Source organism: Labilibaculum sp. (assembly GCF_963664555.1).
In the GTDB taxonomy this organism is placed as follows: domain Bacteria; phylum Bacteroidota; class Bacteroidia; order Bacteroidales; family Marinifilaceae; genus Labilibaculum.
Map to the genome: position 1 here is coordinate 4,140,168 of NZ_OY761461.1, position 25,427 is coordinate 4,165,594.

The window sequence follows — 25,427 nt, forward strand, 5'->3', positions numbered from 1 at the left end:
AATATTTGGCAGAATAGTAATATACTACTGCTTACAAAAGAATAAAAACAAGAGTTAAAAGTAGATCCAACGAATACAATTACCATCCAGGGACTCAACTTCTTCATTGTCTTTCAAAAAGCGAATCACCTCCAAAACCGATTCTTCTGAGTGTTTCGACACTTTAATAATCTCATCAATACATAAAGTTTTCTTGCCCAATGCGGCGCAAATTTCATTATAAATATTAGCAAACTCGTCCTTGCTTAAGTTATTTCCTGCGGCCTCCCTGCAAATATCACATTGCCCGCATTCAGGAGCGTGCCCTTGTCCGAAATACTCCAATAAATATTTCGAACGACAGATTGTCGTTGTTTCAGCGTAGTTAATTACCGCATTAATTTTCTGAGATAAATTTTCCTTTCGATCCTGATAAACATCCGCAGTAAACTTTATAAAATTAAGCGGTAATCGTTCCTGAGTATAAATTATGAATGGTGTCTTTTTTCTGGGAATGTATTGAATCACCCTGTATTTAGATAATTCTTTCAAATAAAAAATAATTAAGTCCTTAGATGTTTTTGTCCGTTTTGCCAACAAATCGATATTAACAGGAACAAAATCGGTAAACAAACCAGTAAAAGACCGAAGAAGAACTTTTATAAACGCATCAAAATCTTTATTTGCTACTTGAAATTTATACAAATTATCTCTTTCAATTCGAAAATGTATTCTTGATTCGTGCTCCAAATCATCAGTAAGCTCTAAATATCCAGCTCTTTGCAAAACCTTTAAACTATTAAAAGCCTGAAGCACATTTAATTTGAAATTCTGGCAGAACAAGGCTAAATCGAAATCGAAAACGGCATCCTTTCCAGCCCCTTCTGCAACCTGCAAAAAGTTCCCCACCGACTGATACACTCTTTTGATCGTGTCTTTTTCAGGAAAAGAAGTAGAAACCCGTTTCAACAATTGCACTCTGTCCGGTTTCGAGTACAGTAATACAGCAAAGGCTTTTTTGCCATCGCGGCCTGCACGACCAGCCTCCTGAAAATAAGCTTCCAGCGAATCAGGCAAATCCATATGAACTACGGTTCTCACATCGGCTTTATCAATTCCCATTCCGAAAGCATTGGTCGCAACCATCACCTGAAAAATGCCCCTTTTCCATCTGCCCTGACGAAAATCCTTCACCTCATTTGATAAGCCGGCATGATAATATTCCGCCTTAATATTATTTGTTTTTAAAAATTCGGCTAATTCCTTACACCTTTTTCTAGTTCGGACATATACAACCGAACTACCACTCTGCTTACTAAATATTTTTAGCAGATATCTCTTTTTATCTTCAACCTCCCTAACCAGGTAAATTAAATTCCTGCGTTCAAAACTCTTACGAAAAACATTCTTATTCTTAAATCCCAATTTATCCTGAATATCATTAACTACATCAGGCGTTGCCGTGGCCGTTAAAGCCAAAATTGGCACTTCGGGAAGCAACTCCCGCAAGTGTTTGATTTTTAAATACGCTGGCCGAAAATCATAACCCCATTGCGATATACAATGCGATTCATCAACTGCAATCAGACAAACGTTCATTTGCCTTAATTTTACTTGAAATAAATCTGAACCTATTCGCTCGGGCGATACATACAGAAACTTAATATTTCCAAATAAACACTTGTTCAGGATGATTTCAATTTCTTTCGGTGTCAATCCGGAATACAAAAGCTCAGCCTTGATGCCTTTGTCTTTTAGGTTTTGAACCTGATCTTTCATTAGAGCGATTAAAGGAGAAACAACAAGGCATATCCCTTCCATCGCCAATGCAGGAATCTGAAAAGTCAAAGACTTCCCTCCTCCTGTTGGCATCAAACCAAGCGTATCCTTTCCTTCAGCAACAGATTTTATAATCTCATCCTGCAAAGGTCGAAAACCTGCATAACCCCAATATTTTTTTAGAATCCCGTTAAAACGATCCATTGAACTGAATTACAACTAATTTAATTAAAAGAAACACGATTGTGGAAGATAAATAATAAATTAAAAATAGTAACTTTTGAAATGAATCAACTAATTAACACTTTTTAGAATTCAGAACAATCTCTGTTCTACTATTTTTTTGTAATTTCGCATGCAATTTAAATCTAAAATTATTGCATAATGTCATTTGTATCTGATAAAATTATTTCTGACGGCCTGACTTTTGATGATGTACTTTTAGTTCCTGCGTACTCGGAAGTATTACCCAGAGATGTAAATCTAAAAACCCGTTTCACCCGTAACATTACTCTGAACACTCCAATTGTATCAGCTGCAATGGATACTGTAACCGAATCGGCTTTAGCCATCTCTATTGCCCGTGAAGGTGGGATTGGCGTTATCCACAAAAATATGAGTATTAAATCTCAGGCCAAACAGGTTATGACTGTGAAGAGAGCAGAAAATGGGATGATTTATGATCCTATCACTATTGCTTCCTACAAAACAGTTAAAGATGCATTAGCATTGATGAAAGAATTTAAAATTGGCGGCATTCCTGTTGTCGAATCAGACAAATCATTAAAAGGTATTGTAACCAATCGTGATCTTCGTTTCGAGTTGGATATGGATCGCCCTATTTCTGAAATAATGACCAAAGAAAATCTGGTGACGACTTCGGTTTCAACCGACCTCGAAAAGGCTGCAGCAATTCTTCAGGCCTATAAAATTGAGAAATTACCAGTAATTGATTCCGACAATAAATTAATTGGTCTGGTTACTTATAAAGATATCACCAAAGCAAAAGACAAGCCTTTGGCATGTAAAGATGAAAAAGGGAGACTGAGAGTAGCCGCTGCTGTAGGTGTTTCCGGCGATACTCTCGACAGAATTGAAGCATTGGTGCATGCAAATGCCGATGCAATTATTATCGATACAGCTCACGGACACACAAAAGGTGTAGCCGATCTGCTTAAAATTGCGAAAAAAAGATTTCCCGACATGCAGTTTGTTGTTGGAAACATTGCAACTCCTGAAGCCGCTTTATTTTTAGTTGAAGCAGGTGCTGATGCTGTAAAAGTTGGGATTGGTCCTGGTTCTATTTGCACCACACGTGTAATTGCAGGTGTTGGTGTTCCTCAGCTTACCGCGATTTATGAAATTGCAAAAGCCCTTGAAGGAACAGGTGTTCCTGTTATTGCAGATGGTGGTTTACGTTACTCCGGTGATATTGTAAAAGCAATTGCTGCCGGTGCAGATTCAATTATGGCAGGTTCTTTATTTGCCGGTGTTGAAGAATCTCCGGGAGAAACGATCATTTACAATGGTCGTAAATTTAAATCATACCGAGGTATGGGATCCATTGAAGCCATGCAGCAAGGATCAAAAGACCGCTACTTTCAGGATGCTGAAGATGATATTAAAAAATTAGTTCCGGAAGGAATTGTAGCCCGTGTACCTTATAAAGGAACTCTTTATGAAGTTATCTATCAATTGGTAGGCGGACTAAGAGCCGGAATGGGTTATTGTGGTGCTCCTAATATCGAAGCACTTCACAATGCTAAATTTGTAAAAATAACTGCTTCGGGAATGGCAGAAAGTCATCCTCATGATGTTGCAATTACCCGCGAAGCTCCAAATTACAGCAGATAGTCATATCTGATATTTCATGGTAGCCTGTCGCGCACAGGTTACCATTTTTTTGCGATTCAATGATCACATTAAATCCGCTAAATGAAGAGAGTATTCTTTTATCTATCGATAATTTTATGCTGCCAAATGGCAAGCTTTGGACAATCACATCCAACAGATACCCTTTTTACAATAAACAACACTCCTTTCTCTTCTCAGGAGTTTAAAGAACTATACCAAGCAAACAATCAGTTATCCATAGAAGAAGCTCTGGATCTTTACATCCTGTTTCAAGTAAAATTAGCCGAAGCAAAAAAATTAAAGATTGATACACTTCCCGAAGTAAAACACGAATTACAAATCAACAGAGACATTGCCCTTAACTCGTTTCTTTACCCTACCGTTATAACTGAAGAAAAAACTCAGGAAGCTTTCAATCGGATCCAGTATTTTCTTAGAGCGAGACATATTTTAGTGAAAATCAGCAAACGGGCCAACGATACACTTCCCGCTTATCAGAAAGCACAGGAAATTTACCTGGAACTGCTGCAAGGAAAATCATTTGAAAAAACGGCACGAAAAAAATCAGATGATCAATCTGTAAAAGAAAACCATGGAGAATTAGGTTATTTTACCGCATTCGACATGGAATATCGGTTTGAATCTGCGGCTTACAAATTGGAAATTGGCGAATTCTCAAAACCCATAAGAACGAAATTTGGGTATCATATTATTCAAATTCTGGAAAAAATACCAAATCCTGGAAAAGTAAAAATCAGACACATACTACTCGACTATCAACCTGAAAATGAATCGGAAATAAAACAAAAAATTGATTCGCTTTATACAATACTTATGAAAGGTGCTGATTTCGCACAATTAGCAAAAAATTATTCCGAAGATAAAAGATCAGCTCCATCAGGAGGCATTCTTCCTTGGTTCGGATTATTTGAAACACACCCGAAAATTGAAAAAACAGCATTTCAATTAAAAGAAATTGGAGAAATATCGAAACCCGTTAAAACCAATTTCGGATATCATATTTTACAATTAACCGATAAAAAAAACTACTCTTCATTAGACGATTGCAGAGAAGAAATTCAACGACTAATTGCATCAGATAGTCGTTCAAAACTAAGTACTGAAGAATTGATTGCTAAAATCAAAAAAGACTATCAATTTAAAGAAAACAGAGAGCTTCTTTCTAATTTTTATTCCATTTTAGATTATGCCTATGCTGATTTATGGGAGCCACTTTTCACAATAGACGGAAAGGAATATACCCAGGAAGATTTTGCAAACTATCTTAGCCAACAGGCATCTAAAGATATTTATGAAAATTTTATAGAATACATCAACCGAATTTACGATAATTTCTCAAACAATAGTATCTTAGCCTTTTACAAAAATCAGTTACTTGAGAACAATAACGATCTCATAAATCTGATTCAGAATTTTGAAAACAGAGTATTGGTTTTGGGCATTACAAAACAAAAAGTTTGGTTGCCGGCAAAACACAACAATAAAGGTTTGATGGAATTCTATCAAAACCAAATAAATAGATACAACAACAATGTTGATTTCGAAAGTATTAAACAAGAGGTTGCTTCAGATTACAAACTGTATTTAAAAGAAGTTTGGGAAAATCAATTGCGAAAAAATTACAAAATTGAAATCTCACAATCAACATTAAACAAAATAGTTCAACAACAAAATGACTAAATATTCCTTACTATTACTACTTGTTGTAATTCTTTATTCATGCAATTCGAATAAAAGTAAAAACGACAAGCCTGTAGCAAAAGTAAATGACAACATTCTTTATTTAAGTACCGTTAAAGAGGTGATTCCAAATGGCATAAGCAAGGAGGACAGTCTTCTTATTGCCCAAAACTATACCCATCAGTGGATTAAAAAACAACTTATTATATCAAAAGCAGAACTCAACCTATCAGAGGAAGATAAAGATGTTAGTAAGATGGTTGAAGACTACAGATCATCACTAATAATTCACAAATACCAACAACAATTAATAGAACAGAAAATTGACACTCTGGTTAGTCAATTTGAAATCGAAAATTATTATAGGAATTATTCTGCCAATTTCATTTTAAACCGAAACATTCTTAAGGCATTGTACATAAAAGTTCCTATTCCTGTTCCCAATCTTTCAGAAGTTCAAAAGCTTTACAAATCGGAAAAAGAAGACGATTGGTCCGAATTGGAGGACTACTGTTTTCAAAATGCCACAAAATTTGATAATTTTAGCGATCGTTGGATTTATGCTCAAGAACTTTTGAATAAACTTCCAGGTAGTATCAAAGATGAAGATAAGTTTCTTAAGCACACAAAATACTATGAAACAAGTGATTCAACACATCATTATTTTGTGAAAATTCAGGAATTTGAACTAAAAGACAATCTTGCTCCTTTACCTTTTGTTAAGGAAGACATTAAAAAAATATTATTAAACAAACGTAAAATTCAGTTTATTAAAAATTTGGAAGAAAACATTTACAGGGATGCTGAATCCAAAAACAAATTCAAAATTTATTAATCCATAAAATATGCATAACATTTTCAAGAAATTCAATACTCTTTTAGCCTTGATTTTAATTGGTGTTTTTTCTGCCAATGCTCAAGATAATGTGGTAGATAAAGTAATTGCTGTTGTTGGGAATCAAGTGGTTCTAAAATCGGATGTAGAAAACAGATTTTTAAGCATGCAAGCTCAGGGATACACTTCCGGGAGTGTTGATTTAAAGACTGAAATATTTGAAGATCTTTTGATTCAACAACTAATGATTGCTCAAGCGCAAGTTGATAGTATCGAGGTAACCGATCAGGAAGTTGAAGATCAGTTGCAACGCAAGATGGAAATGTATATTCAGCGCATCGGATCCAAAGAAAAACTGGAACAATATTTCAACAAAAGCATTATTGATATGAAAAACGATCTTCGCGACGATACCCGCGACGAACGTATAAAGGAAAAAATGCAGGCTGAAATCACAAAGAATATTCATATCACTCCTGCTGAAGTACGCGAATTTTACAATTCGATTCCTCAGGATAGCCTGCCAACTATTCCAGGAGAACTTCAAATTCAGCAACTCGTAAAATACCCTCAGGTTTCGGATAATGAAAAAGACAGAATCAGAACCAAGTTAAGAGGATATCGGGAAAGAGTTCTAAATGGCGATAGCTTTGCAACACTAGCAGTTCTTTATTCGGAAGATCCTGGAAGTGCACAAAAAGGCGGAGAGCTTGGATATATGCCACGATCCAGTTTGGTAACTGAATTTGCAAATGTTGCATTTAATTTAAAAACAGATAAAGTTTCGAAAATAGTTGAGACTGAATTTGGATTCCATATTATTCAACTAATAGATAGAAAAGGGGAACGCATCAATGTGCGTCATATACTTCTAAAACCGAAAATTGAAGAGGCTGAAAGAACCTCTGCCATTAATAAACTGGATAGTATTGCCAATTTAATTCGTGAGGACAAAATGGATTTTGCAGAGGCTGCCTTTTATTTCTCAGATGATGAAGATACCCGAAATAACGGGGGATTACTTGTAAATCCTTACACCGGAGCCTCTAAATTCGAAAAGGATAATTTACCTCCGGCAGTATCTAAAACTGTAAACGACCTTAAATTAAATGAAATATCTTCAGCTTTTCTGGATGTTACAGGAGGTAAGGATGCCTATAAGGTGATTAAAATAAAATCAGAAACAAAAGCACATAAAGCAAATTTAGCTGATGATTGGAGCATATTTGAAAATATGCTGACAAACCAGAAACAACAAAAAATTCTGAACAAATGGATTTCCGAGAAACAGGAAAAGACCTATGTTCATGTTGACGACACCTATAAAAATGCTAAATTCCGATTCAAAGGCTGGATAAAGTAAATAAAATACCAACATAATAAATCAGACACAGCCTAGGCTGTGTCTGATTTATTAACGGCAATAATCAAGAAGGAATCCTATGAATTTTAAAACTGAAGTTGAAGCCGCAAATACCCTGCAAGCAGATTACCAAAAACTAACTGCTGAAATCAGGAAAAAAATTTATGGCCAGGATGATATTATCAAAAAAGTATTAATCTCCATTTTTAGTAATGGACATTGCTTACTTGTTGGCGTTCCAGGATTAGCTAAAACACTCTTAGTGAACACAATAGCTCAGGTTCTCGATTTAAAATACCAGAGAATTCAGTTTACTCCCGACTTAATGCCTTCGGATATCATTGGTACTGAAATATTGAACAATGACAGAAAATTCAACTTTATTCAAGGTCCTTTGTTTGCAAATATTCTTCTTGCTGATGAAATAAACCGGACTCCTCCTAAAACTCAATCAGCACTTTTAGAAGCAATGCAGGAACAAATGGTTACTGTAAACGGTAAAACTTATCCGATTAAAAAGCCATTTTTTGTTCTCGCTACGCAGAATCCAATAGAGCAGGAAGGAACCTATCCCCTTCCCGAAGCACAATTGGATCGATTTATGTTTAGCATCTACCTTGATTATCCAAAAATTGAAGATGAGTTGGCAATTGTTGAAAACACAACTTCTGGCAAAGAAATTGCACTTGATAAAATAATGTCGGCGGAACAAATACTGTACTATCAGAAATTGATTCAGAAAGTCCCGATTAATAGAAATGTTTTGGAATATGCTGTTAACTTAGCAGCCAAAACAAGGCCAAACACAGAGCATTCTCATAGTATGGCCAACGAATACATTAATTGGGGAGCAGGCCCCAGAGCATCGCAATATTTAGTAATCGGGGCAAAAACCAACGCTTTGCTGTCAGGAAAATATTCTCCGGATATTGAAGATGTGAAAGAGGTTGCAGTATCAATTCTTCGACACAGAATCATGAAGAATTACAAAGCTGAAGCCGAAGGAATCAGTATTGAAAATATCATACAAGAACTATTAAAGTAACAAAAAATGCTTAGCAAAGCTAACCGATACATATTTACATTACTTACAGGCATTATCTGTCTGGCAAATCTTTCGTCATCTGCTCAAAAGAAATCGAAAGTTCTGATCAAAAATTCCGATGAGGTTCAGTTTGTAAGAAACTCAGATCCGGTTCTCAATAAGTTTTTAGGCAATGTTTTTATTACACATGGCGATATAAAAATGTATTGTGACAGTGCTTACCAATTCGAAAAACTAAACACTTTAGAGGCATTTGGAAATGTTCATATTATTAATGCCGACACCGTTCATATTTACGGAGACTACTTAAAATATTATGGCAATACCAAATTTGCTGAATTGAGAAATAACGTAAAACTGAAAAACAAATCGGTAACGGTTACTACGCAATTTCTTGATTTTGACATGAACGAAAGCGTAGGGTACTACTTTAACGGCGGAAAAATTGTTGACGCAGAAAATACTCTTACCAGTGATATTGGAAGGTATTATACAAAACAGGAACTGCTGTTTTTTAAAGATAGTGTAAAAGCTGTAACTACAGATTACACGCTATATTCAGATACTTTAAAATACAATACGGTTAGTAAGGTTGCTTTTATTCTAGGACCAACTAAAATTGTTGGAGAAAAAGAAACCTTATATTCGGAAGATGGCTGGTACAATACAGAATCAAATATCTCTCAATTCTTTAAAAATACAACTCTTGACAGTAAATCTTATCAAATTAAAGGTGATAGTATTTATTTGGACAGGAACAACGAACTTGCCCGTATCTTTAATAATGTTGAATTGCGCGACACAGTAAATAATTTAATATTGAAGGGCAATTATCTTGAAACGTTTAAGAATACAGAGGAGGCTCTAATAACCGATTCGGCAGTCTTTATTCAGATTACTGATAGAGATTCTCTTTTTCTTCATTCCGATACTCTAAAGATCGAAAAAGATACAGCCAATTTTGAACGGATTAAGGCTTTTCATCATGTAAGATTTTACCGTACGGATATGCAGGGAATGTGCGATTCATTAGTTTATACCATGCAGGATTCTACTGTCAGATTATTCAATGATCCTGTTCTTTGGGCCCAACAAAACCAGATGGTGGCTGATACAATTGGCATTGAAACCCAAAATGAAGCAGTTCGTTATCTGCATTTTAGAGGATCTTCCTTTTTAACAGCGAAAGAAGACACCACTTTTTTCAATCAGATAAAAGGTAGAAATATGCTCGGGCATGTTAAAGACAACAAACTTTACAAACTTGACATTAAAGGAAATGGGGAAACTTTATATTACCCTGTTGACAAGGAAGTAATTATGGGAATGAATATTGCCAAGAGCAGCAATATCAGTATTCTTATCGAAAACAATAAAATTGACAAAATTATCTTTCTTAAAAAGCCTGATGGAAATATGTATCCTTTATTCGAAGTTGAAAATGAAATGAAATTTCTTAAAGACTTTCAATGGCTTGAAGAATACCAGCCAAAATCAAAGGAAGACATATTTATCTGGAAAGAATATACGCCAATTCGAAAACTAAATACATCCGAAAAAAAACCAATAAAAAAAGGGACTTTATAAAAAGTCCCTTTTTTTTATATTTTAGTACTCATCTTCGTTGAATAGAAAATCTCCTTTACTTGGATAATCAGGCCAAATATCTTCAATACTTTCGAAAATTTCACCTTCTTCCTCAATTTCCTGCAAGTTTTCAATCACTTCCAAAGGAGCTCCGGAACGGATTGCGTAATCAATTAATTCATCTTTGGAAGCAGGCCAAGGTGCATCTTCTAGTTTAGTGGCTAATTCAAGTGTCCAGTACATATATTCAATATTTTATTAGGTTCCTTTATATTCTGCGAATATAATTTTTTTTTTTGAATTTACAAGTCAAGCTCCCATTTAATTTCACCTGCCCCTGCATCATGTAAAACCTTACGCGAAAGCACGAATAAATAGTCCGAAAGACGATTTAAATACTTCAACAATAGTGGATTTATATCTACATCATTTGATAGTTGATTTGCCCGGCGTTCTGCCCTTCGGCATACCGTTCTTGCAACATGACAAAACCCGTTCGCCAAACTACCTCCCGGTAATACAAAATTATTAAGTTCAGCCAACTCTTCATCCATCCGATCCATCTCTTTTTCCAATAAAAGAATGTCTGCTTCCACAATAGGTAACTTCTCCTTTAAATCAGATTTTTCTTCATCGGTTGCCAACCTAGAACCAATCATAAACAATTTATTTTGAATCTCTAACAAAATCTCTTTTGATTTAGATTCAATATCATGTGAACGAATCAACCCAATATAAGAGTTTAATTCATCAACGGTGCCATAGGCTTCCAATCGCAGGTGATGCTTTGGAACTCTTGTTCCACCAATCAAACCTGTGGTACCAGAATCACCTGTTTTTGTATATACTTTAAATTTAGTCATTGTGTAATTTTAAATTAGCTCCAACATACATGATATTTTTTATACCTACAGCAGAGCTACTACAAAGATAAAATTTCGTAGAATCTATGCAATAGCTAGAACCTATACTTTCTTACATAATCCTGTTTCTGCATTCCGTCTTTTGAAATAAGAATTCCCAAATGAAACAAATCCAGACTCACGGAAACTCTCTCTAATTTCTTCATCTGCATCCAAAAGAGGTTAATAGCATCGTTTTTATGTGGATTTTGAATAACAATCATGCAATTATCTGCAAGCAGCAATTCATAATTCAAAATAAAATCAGACAGAATTTCATTTCTCGTATTTTCAGAAAAAACAAGAAAATCATAATTTGGTTTTTGCTCCAAAATCTCATTATAGTTAAAATTCTTATAATTCTGAATTCCCATATAGTTCCGAAAAATATCATCCGAATATTCCGATAAAACACCTCCCCGATCCAGACATGCAACACTTTTTCGGGAATCAAGCTTTGCCATATAAGCAAGAGTAAATCCTATTCCTTCACCAAAATAAGCTGATTTTTCAGCATGCCAAAAGTTCATCAGGCGAAACAGCAATCGATCCAATGCTTCTGTGGATTTAATAATTTGAATTTCCTCTTTGTACTTCTTTGCCAAATCCTTACTAATCTCACCATCTTCCAATTTTGATTTTAACGCATTCACAATAATTTTCCGATAAGGAAATAACTGACCAAATGCATAGTAAGACAATTTTGCCTCAATTACATTAACAATCAGGTGAAAAGTAAAGGGTGAATGAATCCCAAATCCTTTTCGGCGAAAGGCCTTTAAGCGATATAAACGTTTCTTTAATTTGTAGCGGATTCGACCCATAATTACAATAAACTAGAATTGGCGAATTTAATCGTAAATTTGAATTTCTTCAAATTCTTAAGCCAAGATATCACCTGTCACAGGTATTATCCTGATAATATTAATGATAATATGGCATAAGATTAAGCAATCATTTCTTTAAAATAAAAGTTTTTCAATTTACTTTTGTTTGTACTTTTAGATTTTTAAAGCATTTTCACAAAAGGGTGAAATTTTATCTCTCCATATAAAATAGAATTAGAACCGTAAGAATGTCAGAATTAGCTGGACTCGACATAAAATTTTTAGCAGGCGTTGGCCCCAAAAGGGCTTCCATCCTTAATCAGGAATTATCAATTTACAGTTACGAAGATTTACTGTATCATTTTCCCTACAAATATATCGACAGAACTAAGTTCTACGAAATCAGTGAAATTCACTCTAAGTTACCATACATACAGGTAAAAGGTGAGATAACCAGTATTGAGGTAATTGGAGAAAAAAGACAACAAAGACTGGTAGCATATTTTACTGATGGAAAAGGTGTAATGGAATTGGTTTGGTTTAAGGGAATTAAATACATTAAAGCAAGCCTTAAACCCAAGACTGAATATATCATTTTTGGTAAACCTTCCGAATTTAACCGGAAAATAAATGTAGTTCATCCTGAATTGGAAGAGAGTGAGACCAAAAATGGGAAATTGAATGCCTCCCTTCAGGCTTTTTATCTAACTACCGAAAAGATGAAAAGCAGTTTTATCAACTCTAAAGCAATTCACAAACTTCAGGAAAATGCCTTACAATCATTAAATGGAAAAATTCCGGAAACACTTCCGGCAAGTTTGACGAGTAAATTAGGATTAATTAATCTTCACGAAGCGCTTACGCAGATTCATTTCCCAAGTAATGCAGAAATACTAAAAAAAGCCACCTACCGATTAAAATTTGAAGAACTGTTTTACATTCAGCTAAACATTCTTAAAATGAAGATGAAGCGCAGGGTGCTTTATCGTGGTCATCAGTTCACTAAAATAGGGGAAAACTTTAACCAATTCTTTCAAAATAATCTTCCTTTCGAACTTACGGATGCTCAAAAAAGAGTTATCAAAGAAATTAGAAAAGACGTTGGTTCGGGAAAACAAATGAATCGTCTTTTGCAGGGCGATGTGGGCAGTGGCAAAACAATGGTTGGACTAATGTGCATGCTAATGGGACTTGACAATGGTTGTCAGTCTTGTTTGATGGCTCCAACGGAAATTTTAGCCACACAACACATGGAATCAATCACTGAATTTCTCGAGGGGCTCAATATTAAAGTGGCTTTGCTTACCGGATCAACAAAACAGAAAGACCGAAAAATTATTCATGAACAATTACTAAGTGGTGAGCTGCAAATTTTGATTGGCACTCACGCTCTTCTTGAAGACATTGTTCAATTCAATAATCTGGGCTTGGTAATTATTGATGAACAACATCGATTTGGTGTTGCGCAACGGGCTCGATTGTGGAAAAAAAATAATATTCCCCCTCATATTTTAGTGATGACTGCTACACCTATTCCCAGAACTCTTGCCATGACTTTATATGGTGATTTGGAAGTTTCGGTTATAGATGAGTTACCGCCGGGAAGAAAACCAATACAAACAGTTCACTACTTCGAGAAAAGAAGAAAACAGGTTTACGATTTCATGAAAAAACAGATTGATTTGGGAAGACAAATTTATTTGGTCTATCCAATGATTAAAGAATCTGAAAAAATGGATTTCAAAAATCTGGAAGAAGGATATGAAAGTGTTTCTCAATATTTCCCTCCCGAAAAATATGGAATAAGTATGGTTCATGGGAAAATGAAACCAGCTGAAAAAGAAGCGGAAATGCAACGGTTTGCAAAAGGAGAAACTCAAATAATGGTAGCGACAACGGTTATCGAAGTTGGAGTAAACATTCCAAATGCCTCTGTAATGATCATAGAAAGTACTGAACGGTTTGGTTTATCCCAACTTCATCAGCTACGTGGCCGGGTTGGTCGTGGAGCCGAACAATCTTACTGCATACTAATGTCTTCCTACAAAATTTCAAACGAATCACGAAAGCGAATTGAAACGATGGTTCGCACAAATGATGGCTTCGAAATTGCCGAAGTAGATTTAAAACTTCGTGGTCCCGGAGATATTGAAGGAACGCAGCAAAGCGGAATTTCTTACAACTTGAAAATTGCCAATCTAGGTAAAGATGGTCAGTTGCTTCAATATGCAAGAGATGTTGCTCAGGAAATACTGGACAATGATCCCCTACTGGACAAAGAAGAAAATTTCATTCTTGCAAAACAGGTTAAACGATTGAGTAAAACCAAAATAAACTGGAGCGTAATCAGTTAAAAAGCAAATACATAGCAATATAAAAACAGCGAAACCTATCCAGATGTCGCTGTTTTTTTTTGTGAGAATACCGCATATCTTATTACTTGATACAAGTAATAAGTTGTTCAATTTCAAGAATCCAATTGAATTTCGATCTAAGACTAAGCTACAATCCCATTTTAATTTTCTCTATCACCGCCAAATATTCAGCTTCGGAAAGGGTAGTTTTTTGAGGATTCATTTCAAAAACACCACCAAATCCATATCCATCTTTGTATTTTGGAACAATATGCATGTGCAAATGCGATAAAGTATCGGCATAGGCACCGTAATTAATTTTCGCAGGTTGAAACGCCGCATCCATTGCTTTGGCAGTTTTAGCCACATCATTCATAAACGCAGTGCGCTGTTCATCACTTAATTCATGAAATTCTAAACCATGATCCTTGTACACAACATTACAACGCCCCAAATACGATTGTTCTTTAAACAGAAATAATTGCGACACTTCCAAATCACAAATTTTAATCATTAAACTGTGCAGTAATTCATTGTCTTGACAATACAAACATTCTGAAACAGGAGTTGGCATAAACAGGCTTATTTTATTAAAAAAAAGTATTTTACATACTTTATATCCGAGCAATTTGCACGACAGCAAATATATATATATAAAGTACATGATTGACCGATATGGAAGGACTAATATTTTAGAAATTTTTAAAATCTTATCCTTGAATTAAAAAAAAAGTCTTTAAAATTCACAATTTGATTCGAACAAATATAACTATTTCAACACACCTCTCATTTAATTTTAAGGAACATAAAACAAAATATTATCTACACCGACCATGAGCAGATTACTGCATAAATTTAAATTTAATCAAAAAGGCATTAATAAATTCTTTAGCGAATATCTTCTACTCCACTTTTTATTCAGAAAGAATATAAATTAACACGATTGCAAAACTGACTCAAATTACCGATTTTTTTCAGGAATAGCCGAAACTATCTGTATTCAATAGAGATACAAAAAAAATTGCAATCTCTACTTTACAAAAGCAGGGAAGTCGCTCTATTTAAACACACTATAAATTGACTTTCACCAGAATCGAATGTAATCGAAAGTGTTATTTTTGTTGCGTTGTGTTAAACAGCACCCATTCACTACCAAATTGACTAGATGAATGTTACATGAATGAAACTCATTTGCTTTCGCAAGAGTTTTCACTTACAAACAACAATTAATAGGGAAACGTAAATGCAAGATCCCAAAAAAATTGATCACGAAGGGACTATTCTTGAAATAGAGAATGGTAAGATTAGGGTTGGCATTGTAAATGTATCAGCCTGTGCGGGTTGTCATGCAAAAGGTGCTTGCACCATGTCTGACATGAAAGACAAATCAATTGATGTTACTGATTACAGTAACAAATTTGAAGTTGGAGAAAGAGTGATCCTAAGCTATAGGGAATCCTTAGGATGGTTAGCCATGTTCCTTGCTTACATATTGCCATTTGTATTGGTGATTATTGCTCTTATTATTGCAACAGCAATTACCAGTAATGAATTAATAAGTGGGATATCGGCATTAGCCATATTACTTCCCTACTATATAATACTGTCCTTTTTTAAAGGTCATTTTAAGAAAACTTTTTCATTTACAATCGAGAAAATCGTAAACATTTAAACTATGAGCATTATAGTTATCACTATTCTGGCTTTGTGTGCTATTGGAGTAACAGCAGCAATTATACTGTTTTTTGTAGCGCAAAAATTCAAAGTGTATGAAGATCCTCGCATCGACGAGGTAGAAGAAGCATTACCAGCCGCAAATTGTGGTGGTTGTGGTTATCCCGGATGTAGAGGTTTTGCCGAAGCATTGGTAAAAGCCGATGACATTTCAAAAATGAACTGCCCTGTAGGCGGAGTTTCTGTTATGTCGCAAGTTGGATCCATTCTTGGTCATGAAATTAGTACCTCCGAACCTACTGTAGCAGTAGTCCGTTGTAACGGAACTTGCGAAAACCGCCCAAAAACCAATCAGTATGATGGCGCACCATCCTGTACAATTGCAGCCTCTCTTTACAGCGGTGAAACTGGTTGCCAGTTTGGTTGTTTAGGATTGGGCGAGTGTGTTGACGCATGTAATTTCGATGCAATGTATATGGACAAGGAAACTGGTCTTCCTGTAATTATTGAAGACAAATGTGTTTCTTGTGGTGCATGTGTAAAAGCTTGTCCTAACCACATTATCGAGCTTCGTAAAAAAGGACCAAAAAGTCGAAGAATATTTGTGTCTTGTGTAAATAAAGACAAAGGTGCCATTGCTAAAAAAGCTTGTGATGTTGCCTGTATTGGTTGCGGTAAGTGTGTTAAGGAGTGTCCTTTCGATGCAATTACTTTGGAAAACAACCTTGCATACATCGATTACAATAAATGCAAACTTTGCAGAAAATGTGTAGTTGTTTGTCCAACGAATGCAATTCACGAGTTGAATTTTCCGCCTCGAAAAGAAAAACCTGCCGATAAACCAACTGCAACAAGTGTAAAACCTGTTGAGGAAACAAAGGCTGAGGTAAAGGTGGAAGAGAATCCAAAGACAGAGCCAACAGTAAATGACGAAACAACTGAGAACAAATAAATAGGAGGATCATCAGTGTTAAAAACATTCTCATTAGGAGGTATTCATCCTGCCGAAAACAAATTGTCGGCAAGTAGTGCAATCCAGGTATTGCCAATACCCGAAACAGTAAGTATTCCAATTTCTCAACATATTGGCGCTCCAGCGACTCCTATCGTTAAAAAAAACGACGAAGTGAAAGTAGGGCAATTGATTGCGAAATCATCAGGATTTGTATCCGCTAATATTCACTCTTCGGTTTCAGGAACCGTTTTTAAAGTGGATGAGATAATGGATTCAAGTGGTTTCCGTAAAACATCTATTATCATTAAAGTTAATGGTGACGAATGGATGGATACAATTGACCGAAGCGAAGATTTGGTAAAAGAAATCAGCGCAAGCAAAGAAGAAATTATAAAAAAAATAGCCGAAGCTGGAATTGTTGGTTTGGGTGGAGCAACCTTCCCTGCTCATGTAAAATTATCGGTCCCTCCGGGAAAAACTGCCGAAGTTTTAATCATCAATGCTGTAGAATGCGAACCTTATCTGACTTCGGACCATAGGGTTATGCTCGAAAAAGGCGAGGAAGTATTGGTTGGAACTCAAATTTTAATGAAAGCTTTAGGTGTTGACAGAGCCATTGTTGGAATTGAAAACAATAAACCTGATGCTATAGCTCATTTAACCAAGCTTGCCGGAAATTATCAAGGAATAGAAATTTGCCCGCTAAAAACTCAATACCCTCAGGGTGGTGAAAAGCAATTGATTTCAGCAACAATTAAACGTGAAATTCCGTCGGGAGCATTACCTATTGAAGTTGGTGCTGTGGTACAAAACGTTGGAACTGCACTTGCTGTTTACGAAGCGGTTCAGAAAAATAAACCTCTGTTCGAGCGTGTTGCAACCATCACAGGTAAATCATTAAAAAATCCTTCGAACTGGAAATTCAGAATTGGAACTCCTGTAAAAGATTTGATTGATGCTGCAGGTGGTTTACCTGAAGATACAGGTAAGATTGTGGGCGGTGGCCCAATGATGGGAAAAGCTTTAACTACTGTTGATGTTCCATTAACCAAAGGCAGCTCTGGATTATTGCTGTTGCCTCGTGAAGAAGCGGCTCGTAAAGAATCCAAACCATGTATCCGCTGCGGTAAATGTGTTTCTGTTTGTCCGATGGGACTTGAACCATTCTTGCTAATGGTTTTGGCTGACAAAAAAGAATACGACCGTTTGGAAAGTGATGCCGTTATGGATTGTATTGAGTGTGGATCTTGTAGTTTTACATGCCCGGCAAACCGTCCTTTATTGGATTACATCCGATTGGGAAAAGGAAAAGTTGGACAGATTATGCGTTCCCGCAAGTAATTAAAAATTAATACTGAGTAATTCAGAATGATAAATTACTCATTCACACATTAACTCAATTACTAATAAACAAATAAATATGAACACCAAAGTACTAGTCGCCCCATCTCCACACGTTCATAGTGGAGATTCCATACAAAAGAACATGTATGGAGTGGTATTTGCGATGCTTCCGGCACTTGTTTTTTCATTCGTTTACTTTGGCATGGGTGCAATCATTGTTACCCTAACCGCCGTAGCATCCTGTTATCTTTTCGAATTTCTAATTTCGAAATATCTGCTTAAAAAAGTTCCTACTATAACTGATGGATCCGCATTAATCACAGGTATTCTTTTGGCCTTTAACGTACCATCCAACCTTCCAATCTGGATTATTCTGATTGGAGCCTTGGTTGCAATTGGCATTGGCAAAATGACCTTTGGCGGATTAGGAAACAATGTATTCAACCCGGCTTTAGTTGGTCGTGTATTTCTTTTAATCTCGTTTCCGGTACAAATGACCAGCTGGCCAAAACCTTTAGGTTTTGACACTGCTTATTTTGATGCGCAAACAGGTGCAACACCTTTAGCACTTATTAAAGAAGGATTAAAGAAAGGTGAGCCACTATCGCAGCTAATGCACGATGTACCAAGCAATATGGATTTGCTTATGGGAAATATGGGTGGATCTATGGGAGAAGTAGCTGGGGTTGCTTTACTTCTTGGTTTGGCTTACATGTTATTTAAAAAAATCATCACCTGGCATATTCCAGCAGCTGTACTTGGAACTGTAGCTATATTTTCGGGAATTCTTCACATGTCTAATCCAGAAGCATATGCCGGTCCTTTATTCCATCTTCTTACAGGAGGATTACTACTTGGCGCTATTTTTATGGCAACCGACTATGTAACCTCTCCCATGTCGAATAAAGGAATGATAATTTACGGTATTGGTATTGGTTTACTTACTGTTGTAATTCGCGTATTCGGTGCTTATCCGGAAGGTGTATCTTTTGCCATTCTTATTATGAATGCATTTGTGCCACTGATTAATGTGTATGTTAAACCAAAGCGTTTCGGCGAAAAAAGGAAATAATCATGGCTGGGAAAAAAGAATCTACATTTACAAATATGGTTTTGGTGTTGTTTATAATAACACTAGTGGCTTCAGCTGCTTTGGGAGGACTCTACGAATTAACCAAAGAACCTATTGCTGCAGCGAAGCTGGCAAAAAAATTAAAAGCAATTAAACAGGTCGTTCCTGATTTTGATAATAATCCTAGTGATGAAGTATATAAAATAGGAATGAACGAAAAGGATACTCTGGAATTTTATCCAGCTAAAAAAGATGGAATACTTGTTGGTACGGCTGTTAAGACATTTACAACAAATGGATTTTCGGGATATGTTTGGATTATGGTTGGATTAAAACCTGACGGAAGTATTCACAATTACTCTGTATTGGAGCATAAGGAAACTCCTGGTTTAGGTACGAAAATGGCCGACTGGTTTAAGCAAAATGATCCAGCTAAAGAAAAAGCAAGCATTATTAATAAAAATCCTGGCTCTATAAATTTCACAGTTAGCAAAGATGGCGGAGATATTGATGCCATAACAGCTGCTACCATAAGCTCCAGAGCCTTTTTAGATGCAGTACAAAAAGCTTATAATGAATATGCTAAAAACCCAAAAGAAGGAGGAAGCACTAATGAGTAATATGCAAAATTTCACAAAAGGATTTTTCAAGGAAAATGCAGTATTCGTTCTACTGCTTGGTATGTGTCCAACTTTGGGGGTAACATCTTCCGCTATTAATGGTTTGGGAATGGGGTTGGCAACTACTTTTGTATTAATCATGTCGAACATGGTAATTTCATTGGTAAGTAACCAAATACCTGATAAAGTTAAGATTCCTTCCTTTATCGTAATCATTGCTTCATTTGTAACTATGGTCGATTTGATTATGGCTGGTTACGTTCCTGCTCTTCATGAACAATTGGGTGTGTTTATTCCCCTTATAGTTGTAAACTGTGTTGTTCTTGGCCGTGCTGAAGCTTTTGCATCTAAAAACAAGGTAATTCCTTCGATTATTGATGGTGCCGGAATGGGTTTAGGTTTTGCGATGGCATTAACAATACTAGGATCTGTTAGAGAACTGTTAGGAAGTGGAAAAGTATTCGGAATCTCTCTTTTTAGTGATACTTACGGCATGTTGGTATTCGTTTTAGCTCCAGGAGCATTTTTAGCATTAGGCTATCTGATTGCAATTATTAACCGATTAAGAAAAGCATAAAGAGAAATCATCATGGAATATATTATAATTATTATATCCGCCATATTCGTAAACAACGTTGTGTTGGCGCAGTTCCTTGGAATTTGTCCTTTCCTGGGAGTATCGAAAAAAGTATCTACTGCAGTGGGTATGACCGGAGCCGTAACTTTCGTTATGATTTTGGCTACAATTGTAACTTATCTGATTCAAAAATTTGTTTTAGATGCTTTTGGTATTGGTTTTATGCAAACCATCACCTTTATCCTGATCATTGCAGCTCTGGTACAGTTGGTTGAGATCATTCTCAAAAAAGTGAGTCCGGCTTTGTATCAGGCATTGGGAGTATTTCTTCCATTGATTACAACCAATTGTGCAATTCTGGGAGTTGCTATCATGACCATTCAAAAGGATTACAATCTGCTTGAAGCAGTTGTTTTCTCAGGATCTACAGCTATTGGTTTCGGTCTTGCTTTAGTGATCTTTGCAGGTCTTCGCGAGCATCTCGACCTTGTTGATTTACCAAAAGGAATAAAAGGCACTCCGGCAGCATTAATTGTAGCCGGATTACTAGCGATGGCTTTTATGGGATTCTCAGGTATTGTGTAATCAAAAAACACATCATTATTATATTTTACAGGCAGCTCATTTGAGCTGCTTTTTTTATTGCATAATATCACCTCTACATGGGTAAATATCTACCTTTAATCAAATTTCTTGTGTAAATCCGTAATAATAATTAACTTGGTATCAAATGCGATCAATTTGGATCAAAACTACCACTATGTTACACACTTAAACCTGTTGAGATTTCATGTTAAATAGAATGAAATTCCGCACCAGAGTGCTCGCCGGATTCGGTTTAATATTACTGTTTACGGTATCATTTGTTATCCTCTCTATTTTCCAGGTAAAAGATCTTCGCAACGAGTCCGAATTCATTTATACTCACACCTATACGGTAAGTAACGCTGTTCGGGATATCAATACACATATCCAAACCATGGAAAGCGCCATGAAGGATATTCTTCTGGCCAAAACGCAGCAGGAATTCGATCAGGCTATTGATACAATCAATTTATATCACCTAAAAGCAATGACTCAATTCGACACTGTTTTTAATCGCTTTTTAGGCGACAAAAGAGATGTTGGAATTGCTTATCATACCTTTATTGAATGGGAAGAGCTTCGAAATCAAATCATCGATTTAAAAGTTAGTGGTAAAGAGGTGAGTGCAAAAAAAATGGTGGACGGAATTGCCGCTGAACACCTCAATAAATTAAAAGAAAAAACGAAAGTAATGACTGATTTTGCTGAAAATCAGGCAAATCGAATCTATAAGGAAGCAACTATAGCACATACAAAAAAACTATATCTTTTTACAGGTATAGCCATACTAATTGTACTGGCAAGTATATTTATTACTTATATTATTTCGGAGAGTATTTCCAGGCCCATTAAAAAATTCATTTACAAGGCACAGGCAATCTATCAAGGTCAAGGAAATGGCTCTATTCGCCGCATTAGTGAAGAACAGCTTCTGGATCATTCCATGACCGAATTAACTCAAACCTACACTAAACTTCAGAACGAAATAAAGGAACGGGAACGTGGCGAAGATACCATTCGAGTTCAGTATCAGGAAATTCATGAGTATTCGGAAAAATTAAGACTCTTTAATGATAAATTGGAAGAAAGAGTTGTTGAGCGAACAACTGCATTAGCCGAAAGTGAAGAAAAATATCGTAACCTAATTAATGGAAGTACCGATATCATCCTGGTTAATGAATATATTGGTGACGGCAGTTCTAAATTAATAGAAGCAAATGATACATCATGCGTAATGCTGGGGTATTCAAGAGATGAACTTTTCACTCTATCGCCAGCGAACTACATTGAAGATCTTCCTGATGATTATATCGTCGACTCCATAAAAAGATTAACCAGAGAGAAACAATTCACTCATGAACAAACCTTCGTTTCCAAGTATGGTAAAAAGACTCCTATGGAAACCGTTAGTCAACTTGTAACTCTGCAGGGAAAACATGTAATCTTATCAACATCAAGAGATATTACAGAACGTAAACATGCTCAGCAGGCAATTGTACAGAGCGAGCGAAGGTTGAAAAAAATGATTCATCAATCTCCCCTTCCTATTGTTATTACTGATGAAAAGCAAAACATTGAATACTTTAACGATAAATTTATTGAGCTGTTTGAATACACTTTAGATGACATAAAAACTTCGGATGATTGGTATAAATCGTGTTTTCCTGATCGAAAATATCGCGAAGAAGTTAAAAATATTTGGAAAGAAGCTATCGCCAAAGCAAAAAAGGAACACACCGACATAGGGAAACAAGAATTTCATATGACAATTAAAAATGGCAAAGTTCGTCATTGTGAATTCTTTATGGTTCCTTTTGATAATTCATCAATGATCATCATTAATGACATATCGGAAATTATATCTACACAAAAAGAATTGGTGAAAGCCAAGGAAAAAGCGGAAGAGAGTGATCACTTAAAATCTGCCTTTTTGGCAAATATGTCGCATGAAATCAGAACACCAATGAATGGCATTATTGGTTTTGCTGATATGCTTCGCAGACCTGACAAAACAGAAGCTCAGAGCAATACCTATATAAATATCATCTATAAAAGTTCAAATCAGTTACTTAAGATCATAAACGACATTCTGGATATTTCGAAACTCGATTCCGGACAAACCTTTATTAAAGAAACAAAATGCTTCCTAAATGTTATTTTAGACGAGTTACATACTCAATTCTCAAAAGAAAACAGTGTCGATGATGGAATTGATTTTATAATTAATAAGACACTTTCGGATGAAGAAACATTCGTGATTACTGAAGAGAGAAAGTTGCGCCAAATACTCTCCAACCTACTTAATAATGCATTTAAATTTACATCTTCAGGTTTTATTGAATATGGATACCATTTAATAGATAATAATTTTCTGGAATTCTATGTTCAGGATTCGGGCATTGGAATCCAAAAGGAAAAACAAGAGATTATATTTGAACGTTTTAGACAGGTCGAAGAAACTTTCACCAGGAAATATGGAGGTACAGGACTAGGCTTAGCAATTTCGAAAGGCTTTGTTGAATTGATGGGCGGTAAAATAAGAATGGAAACCGAAGAAGATAAAGGAACAACCTTCTACTTTACCATTCCTTATAAACCTGTTGGAGCAGAAGTGGAAATTGTAAAAAACACAAATAAAAAAAACTACAAATGGGATGATAAACTAATTCTTGTTGTGGAAGATGATGAAACCAATTTTAAATACATTGAAGCGGCTTTAAAACCAACAAAAGTTAAAATATTACACACAATATCAGGGAATAAAGCCATTGAATTAAGCCTTAGAAACCCAACTATTAATTTGGTATTAATGGATTTAAGATTGCCGGATATTAACGGCTTGGAAGCAACTCAATCTATCAAAAAAATGAGAGACAACTTGCCTATTATTGCTCAAACAGCAAATGCTTTTAGAGAAGATCGAAATAAGAGCATAGAAGCCGGATGTGATGATTTTATAGCAAAACCTTTTGATGAAAAGAAGTTGCTTGCTACAATAAATAAATACCTAAAAAAGGGAAACAAGTTAATTAACCAAACAGGAATATAATTCTGTTGGCATTTTTTTTCCTGCCAGCACTACTGATCCTAAAGAAGTATATCCATCAACCTTCTCATTCTTCTTATTCAATTCTATTAGCAGATCTCCGGAAATTAGTAAGCGTGATTCGTAAGAATTACAAAGACCCTGTATTCTTGAAGCAGTGTTTATTGCATCACCATGATAGGCAATTTCGGATTTTAATTCTCCTACTTCTGCTACCATTACTTTACCCGAATGCACTCCCGCCTTAAAAATTGGCATCATTCCATAAGTCTTTTGATAGTACTCCTTTTTCTTCTCCAGAATATCCATGAAGTCATAAAAAACCTTTAAACATCTCATTTTTTTTACTCCATCGTTTATTTTCCAGGTTAATACAACCTCATCACCAACATACTGATATATCTCAGCATAATTTATCCTAACTGCATCTGAAATGTCTTTAAAACAGTCTTGGATTAGTCTACTGTATTTAAAATGCCCTAACTTTTCGGCGTAATAAGTAGACGATTTCAAATCCATAAACAGAAAAATTCGCTTCTCTTCCTTTGGCTTGTAGTATCTTCCCAACAAAAATTTCAAGAGTACTCCTTTACCCAATTTCCGATCTATTTCGTGGAAAATTTCAATTAAGCTGCCTACTATAAAAAAGTAAACCAGTATGGCATAAAATAACTGAGAATGATACAAAGACAATAATTGAGGAAAGGTCGCCGGAAAATTATCAATCGAAAACAAATCTCCTATATGATACATACAATAAATCAGCAGATAGGCACTGCTAACATTTACCAATAAACTTACTGTTATTGAAAGAAAATAGGTAGGTATTTGATTGCGGAGAAATTTTGCCAATTTAAATATCACGCCCCAAATTATTCCTGCAATAATACCAGACAGTAATACATTTTTAATATTTTGCATTTTAGAAACAGACCAATGACTTGTCTCATCCACTTGAAAAATCATTAAAAAAAAGAATGCAAGTACCCAAATTGGTATTATTGTATAAAAATAAATACCAACAGATTTACTATTAATTTTAAATAAAATTTTATTCATTACTATTAATAAATTGAACCAACTCCTCCACCTCTTTATAGGAATTTATTACATAATCCTCATTCAGCTTAAGATGAAACAAATGGTTCTCTAATATTTTAATATTTTCCTGAGATGTGTTACCCAATTTGGTGATTCCAAACTGATATAATTCCTCTCTGTCCTGATGCCTGCTATCTACTATCATCCTGTATATAAAAAAGGAGTGACCGAATCAAAATTGATGAATAAACATCAACCCATCCTACTGGTTAATCCGGTCACATCCA

General features: G+C 35.5%; 22 protein-coding genes. 15 read left to right on the forward strand and 7 right to left on the reverse strand.

The features are described 5' to 3' along the window. Positions 1 to 54: 54 nt before the first annotated feature. On the reverse strand, positions 55 to 1,962 hold the full coding sequence (locus tag ACKU4N_RS16275; RefSeq protein WP_321318143.1) for a RecQ family ATP-dependent DNA helicase: 1,908 nt from the start codon (positions 1,960 to 1,962) through the stop codon (positions 55 to 57). A 180-nt stretch (positions 1,963 to 2,142) separates the two neighbouring features. On the opposite strand from ACKU4N_RS16275, the gene guaB reads away from it, so the two are divergent. The 6 genes from guaB to ACKU4N_RS16305 all read left to right on the forward strand — a co-directional run bounded on the left by guaB (position 2,143) and on the right by ACKU4N_RS16305 (position 10,143). After that, on the forward strand, positions 2,143 to 3,612 hold the full coding sequence (gene guaB / locus ACKU4N_RS16280) for an IMP dehydrogenase (RefSeq protein ID WP_101310147.1): 1,470 nt from the start codon (positions 2,143 to 2,145) through the stop codon (positions 3,610 to 3,612). An 81-nt stretch (positions 3,613 to 3,693) separates the two neighbouring features. Next, positions 3,694 to 5,313 (forward strand): peptidylprolyl isomerase, encoded by a 1,620-nt coding sequence (locus ACKU4N_RS16285; protein ID WP_321318144.1) that lies wholly within the window; start codon positions 3,694 to 3,696, stop codon positions 5,311 to 5,313. Further along, positions 5,306 to 6,148, forward strand: coding sequence for a hypothetical protein (locus ACKU4N_RS16290; protein WP_321318146.1), 843 nt, complete (start codon positions 5,306 to 5,308; stop codon positions 6,146 to 6,148). The genes ACKU4N_RS16285 and ACKU4N_RS16290 overlap by 8 nt, the downstream gene beginning before the upstream one ends. A gap of 10 nt (positions 6,149 to 6,158) precedes the next feature. Then, positions 6,159 to 7,511, forward strand: a complete 1,353-nt coding sequence (locus tag ACKU4N_RS16295; RefSeq protein ID WP_321318148.1) for a peptidylprolyl isomerase — start codon at positions 6,159 to 6,161, stop codon at positions 7,509 to 7,511. A gap of 79 nt (positions 7,512 to 7,590) precedes the next feature. Beyond that, positions 7,591 to 8,556, forward strand: a complete 966-nt coding sequence (locus tag ACKU4N_RS16300) for an AAA family ATPase (RefSeq protein ID WP_321318150.1) — start codon at positions 7,591 to 7,593, stop codon at positions 8,554 to 8,556. 6 nt (positions 8,557 to 8,562) lie between these two features. Continuing rightward, positions 8,563 to 10,143, forward strand: coding sequence for an OstA-like protein (locus ACKU4N_RS16305; protein ID WP_321318152.1), 1,581 nt, complete (start codon positions 8,563 to 8,565; stop codon positions 10,141 to 10,143). 21 nt (positions 10,144 to 10,164) lie between these two features. On the opposite strand, the gene ACKU4N_RS16310 is transcribed toward ACKU4N_RS16305, so the two are convergent. From ACKU4N_RS16310 to ACKU4N_RS16320, 3 genes are all read right to left on the reverse strand, one after another. Then, entirely contained in the window at positions 10,165 to 10,386 is a 222-nt protein-coding gene (locus ACKU4N_RS16310) for a DUF2795 domain-containing protein (protein WP_054714819.1), read from the reverse strand. A gap of 59 nt (positions 10,387 to 10,445) precedes the next feature. Next, positions 10,446 to 11,006 carry a cob(I)yrinic acid a,c-diamide adenosyltransferase gene (locus ACKU4N_RS16315; RefSeq protein ID WP_321318153.1) on the reverse strand — a complete coding sequence of 187 codons (561 nt, stop codon included), beginning with the start codon at positions 11,004 to 11,006 and terminating at the stop codon, positions 10,446 to 10,448. A gap of 95 nt (positions 11,007 to 11,101) precedes the next feature. Next, positions 11,102 to 11,869 (reverse strand): hypothetical protein, encoded by a 768-nt coding sequence (locus ACKU4N_RS16320; RefSeq protein WP_321318155.1) that lies wholly within the window; start codon positions 11,867 to 11,869, stop codon positions 11,102 to 11,104. Positions 11,870 to 12,120: 251 nt separating this feature from the next. On the opposite strand from ACKU4N_RS16320, the gene recG reads away from it, so the two are divergent. Further along, on the forward strand, positions 12,121 to 14,226 hold the full coding sequence (gene recG, locus ACKU4N_RS16325; protein WP_321318157.1) for an ATP-dependent DNA helicase RecG: 2,106 nt from the start codon (positions 12,121 to 12,123) through the stop codon (positions 14,224 to 14,226). A gap of 148 nt (positions 14,227 to 14,374) precedes the next feature. On the opposite strand, the gene ACKU4N_RS16330 is transcribed toward recG, so the two are convergent. Further along, positions 14,375 to 14,800 (reverse strand): HIT family protein, encoded by a 426-nt coding sequence (locus ACKU4N_RS16330; RefSeq protein WP_321318158.1) that lies wholly within the window; start codon positions 14,798 to 14,800, stop codon positions 14,375 to 14,377. 669 nt (positions 14,801 to 15,469) lie between these two features. Here ACKU4N_RS16330 and ACKU4N_RS16335 point away from each other — a divergent pair. From ACKU4N_RS16335 to ACKU4N_RS16370, 8 genes are all read left to right on the forward strand, one after another. Continuing rightward, positions 15,470 to 15,898, forward strand: a complete 429-nt coding sequence (locus ACKU4N_RS16335; protein WP_321318160.1) for a SoxR reducing system RseC family protein — start codon at positions 15,470 to 15,472, stop codon at positions 15,896 to 15,898. A 3-nt stretch (positions 15,899 to 15,901) separates the two neighbouring features. Then, entirely contained in the window at positions 15,902 to 16,852 is a 951-nt protein-coding gene (locus tag ACKU4N_RS16340) for a Fe-S cluster domain-containing protein (protein ID WP_321318162.1), read from the forward strand. 15 nt (positions 16,853 to 16,867) lie between these two features. Beyond that, positions 16,868 to 18,196: an electron transport complex subunit RsxC gene (gene rsxC / locus ACKU4N_RS16345; RefSeq protein WP_321318164.1), complete on the forward strand. Its 1,329-nt coding sequence runs from the start codon at positions 16,868 to 16,870 to the stop codon at positions 18,194 to 18,196. A gap of 79 nt (positions 18,197 to 18,275) precedes the next feature. After that, complete coding sequence (locus tag ACKU4N_RS16350; protein WP_321318166.1) at positions 18,276 to 19,271, forward strand: RnfABCDGE type electron transport complex subunit D; 996 nt, start codon at positions 18,276 to 18,278, stop codon at positions 19,269 to 19,271. A gap of 2 nt (positions 19,272 to 19,273) precedes the next feature. Further along, on the forward strand, positions 19,274 to 19,891 hold the full coding sequence (locus ACKU4N_RS16355) for an RnfABCDGE type electron transport complex subunit G (protein WP_321318168.1): 618 nt from the start codon (positions 19,274 to 19,276) through the stop codon (positions 19,889 to 19,891). Beyond that, positions 19,845 to 20,468, forward strand: coding sequence for an RnfABCDGE type electron transport complex subunit E (locus ACKU4N_RS16360; protein WP_321318170.1), 624 nt, complete (start codon positions 19,845 to 19,847; stop codon positions 20,466 to 20,468). The genes ACKU4N_RS16355 and ACKU4N_RS16360 overlap by 47 nt, the downstream gene beginning before the upstream one ends. Positions 20,469 to 20,480: 12 nt before the next feature. Beyond that, complete coding sequence (locus ACKU4N_RS16365; protein ID WP_321318173.1) at positions 20,481 to 21,053, forward strand: electron transport complex protein RnfA; 573 nt, start codon at positions 20,481 to 20,483, stop codon at positions 21,051 to 21,053. Between the two features lie 205 nt (positions 21,054 to 21,258). Then, complete coding sequence (locus ACKU4N_RS16370) at positions 21,259 to 24,102, forward strand: ATP-binding protein (RefSeq protein WP_321318175.1); 2,844 nt, start codon at positions 21,259 to 21,261, stop codon at positions 24,100 to 24,102. Here the strand turns inward: ACKU4N_RS16370 and ACKU4N_RS16375 are convergent. Both ACKU4N_RS16375 and ACKU4N_RS16380 read right to left on the reverse strand, forming a co-directional pair. Beyond that, on the reverse strand, positions 24,079 to 25,158 hold the full coding sequence (locus ACKU4N_RS16375; protein ID WP_321318177.1) for an adenylate/guanylate cyclase domain-containing protein: 1,080 nt from the start codon (positions 25,156 to 25,158) through the stop codon (positions 24,079 to 24,081). The genes ACKU4N_RS16370 and ACKU4N_RS16375 overlap by 24 nt on opposite strands. Next, positions 25,151 to 25,345, reverse strand: a complete 195-nt coding sequence (locus tag ACKU4N_RS16380) for a hypothetical protein (RefSeq protein ID WP_321318179.1) — start codon at positions 25,343 to 25,345, stop codon at positions 25,151 to 25,153. Before ACKU4N_RS16380 ends, ACKU4N_RS16375 begins: the two co-directional genes overlap by 8 nt. Positions 25,346 to 25,427: the final 82 nt, after the last annotated feature.

What these genes read in the sequence shown, in the direction of transcription:
- ACKU4N_RS16330 (WP_321318158.1), bottom strand. Translation starts at nt 14,800, where the DNA reads ATGCCAACTCCTGTTTCAGAATGTTTGTATTGTCAAGACAATGAATTA.
- ACKU4N_RS16315 (WP_321318153.1), bottom strand. Translation starts at nt 11,006, where the DNA reads ATGACTAAATTTAAAGTATATACAAAAACAGGTGATTCTGGTACCACA.
- ACKU4N_RS16355 (WP_321318168.1), top strand. Translation starts at nt 19,274, where the DNA reads ATGGCTGGGAAAAAAGAATCTACATTTACAAATATGGTTTTGGTGTTG.
- ACKU4N_RS16305 (WP_321318152.1), top strand. Translation starts at nt 8,563, where the DNA reads ATGCTTAGCAAAGCTAACCGATACATATTTACATTACTTACAGGCATT.
- ACKU4N_RS16380 (WP_321318179.1), bottom strand. Translation starts at nt 25,345, where the DNA reads ATGATAGTAGATAGCAGGCATCAGGACAGAGAGGAATTATATCAGTTT.
- ACKU4N_RS16285 (WP_321318144.1), top strand. Translation starts at nt 3,694, where the DNA reads ATGAAGAGAGTATTCTTTTATCTATCGATAATTTTATGCTGCCAAATG.
- recG (WP_321318157.1), top strand. Translation starts at nt 12,121, where the DNA reads ATGTCAGAATTAGCTGGACTCGACATAAAATTTTTAGCAGGCGTTGGC.
- ACKU4N_RS16350 (WP_321318166.1), top strand. Translation starts at nt 18,276, where the DNA reads ATGAACACCAAAGTACTAGTCGCCCCATCTCCACACGTTCATAGTGGA.
- ACKU4N_RS16295 (WP_321318148.1), top strand. Translation starts at nt 6,159, where the DNA reads ATGCATAACATTTTCAAGAAATTCAATACTCTTTTAGCCTTGATTTTA.
- ACKU4N_RS16340 (WP_321318162.1), top strand. Translation starts at nt 15,902, where the DNA reads ATGAGCATTATAGTTATCACTATTCTGGCTTTGTGTGCTATTGGAGTA.
- guaB (WP_101310147.1), top strand. Translation starts at nt 2,143, where the DNA reads ATGTCATTTGTATCTGATAAAATTATTTCTGACGGCCTGACTTTTGAT.
- ACKU4N_RS16310 (WP_054714819.1), bottom strand. Translation starts at nt 10,386, where the DNA reads ATGTACTGGACACTTGAATTAGCCACTAAACTAGAAGATGCACCTTGG.
- ACKU4N_RS16360 (WP_321318170.1), top strand. Translation starts at nt 19,845, where the DNA reads ATGAATATGCTAAAAACCCAAAAGAAGGAGGAAGCACTAATGAGTAAT.
- ACKU4N_RS16275 (WP_321318143.1), bottom strand. Translation starts at nt 1,962, where the DNA reads ATGGATCGTTTTAACGGGATTCTAAAAAAATATTGGGGTTATGCAGGT.
- ACKU4N_RS16300 (WP_321318150.1), top strand. Translation starts at nt 7,591, where the DNA reads ATGAATTTTAAAACTGAAGTTGAAGCCGCAAATACCCTGCAAGCAGAT.
- ACKU4N_RS16375 (WP_321318177.1), bottom strand. Translation starts at nt 25,158, where the DNA reads ATGAATAAAATTTTATTTAAAATTAATAGTAAATCTGTTGGTATTTAT.
- ACKU4N_RS16370 (WP_321318175.1), top strand. Translation starts at nt 21,259, where the DNA reads ATGTTAAATAGAATGAAATTCCGCACCAGAGTGCTCGCCGGATTCGGT.
- ACKU4N_RS16365 (WP_321318173.1), top strand. Translation starts at nt 20,481, where the DNA reads ATGGAATATATTATAATTATTATATCCGCCATATTCGTAAACAACGTT.
- ACKU4N_RS16335 (WP_321318160.1), top strand. Translation starts at nt 15,470, where the DNA reads ATGCAAGATCCCAAAAAAATTGATCACGAAGGGACTATTCTTGAAATA.
- ACKU4N_RS16290 (WP_321318146.1), top strand. Translation starts at nt 5,306, where the DNA reads ATGACTAAATATTCCTTACTATTACTACTTGTTGTAATTCTTTATTCA.
- ACKU4N_RS16320 (WP_321318155.1), bottom strand. Translation starts at nt 11,869, where the DNA reads ATGGGTCGAATCCGCTACAAATTAAAGAAACGTTTATATCGCTTAAAG.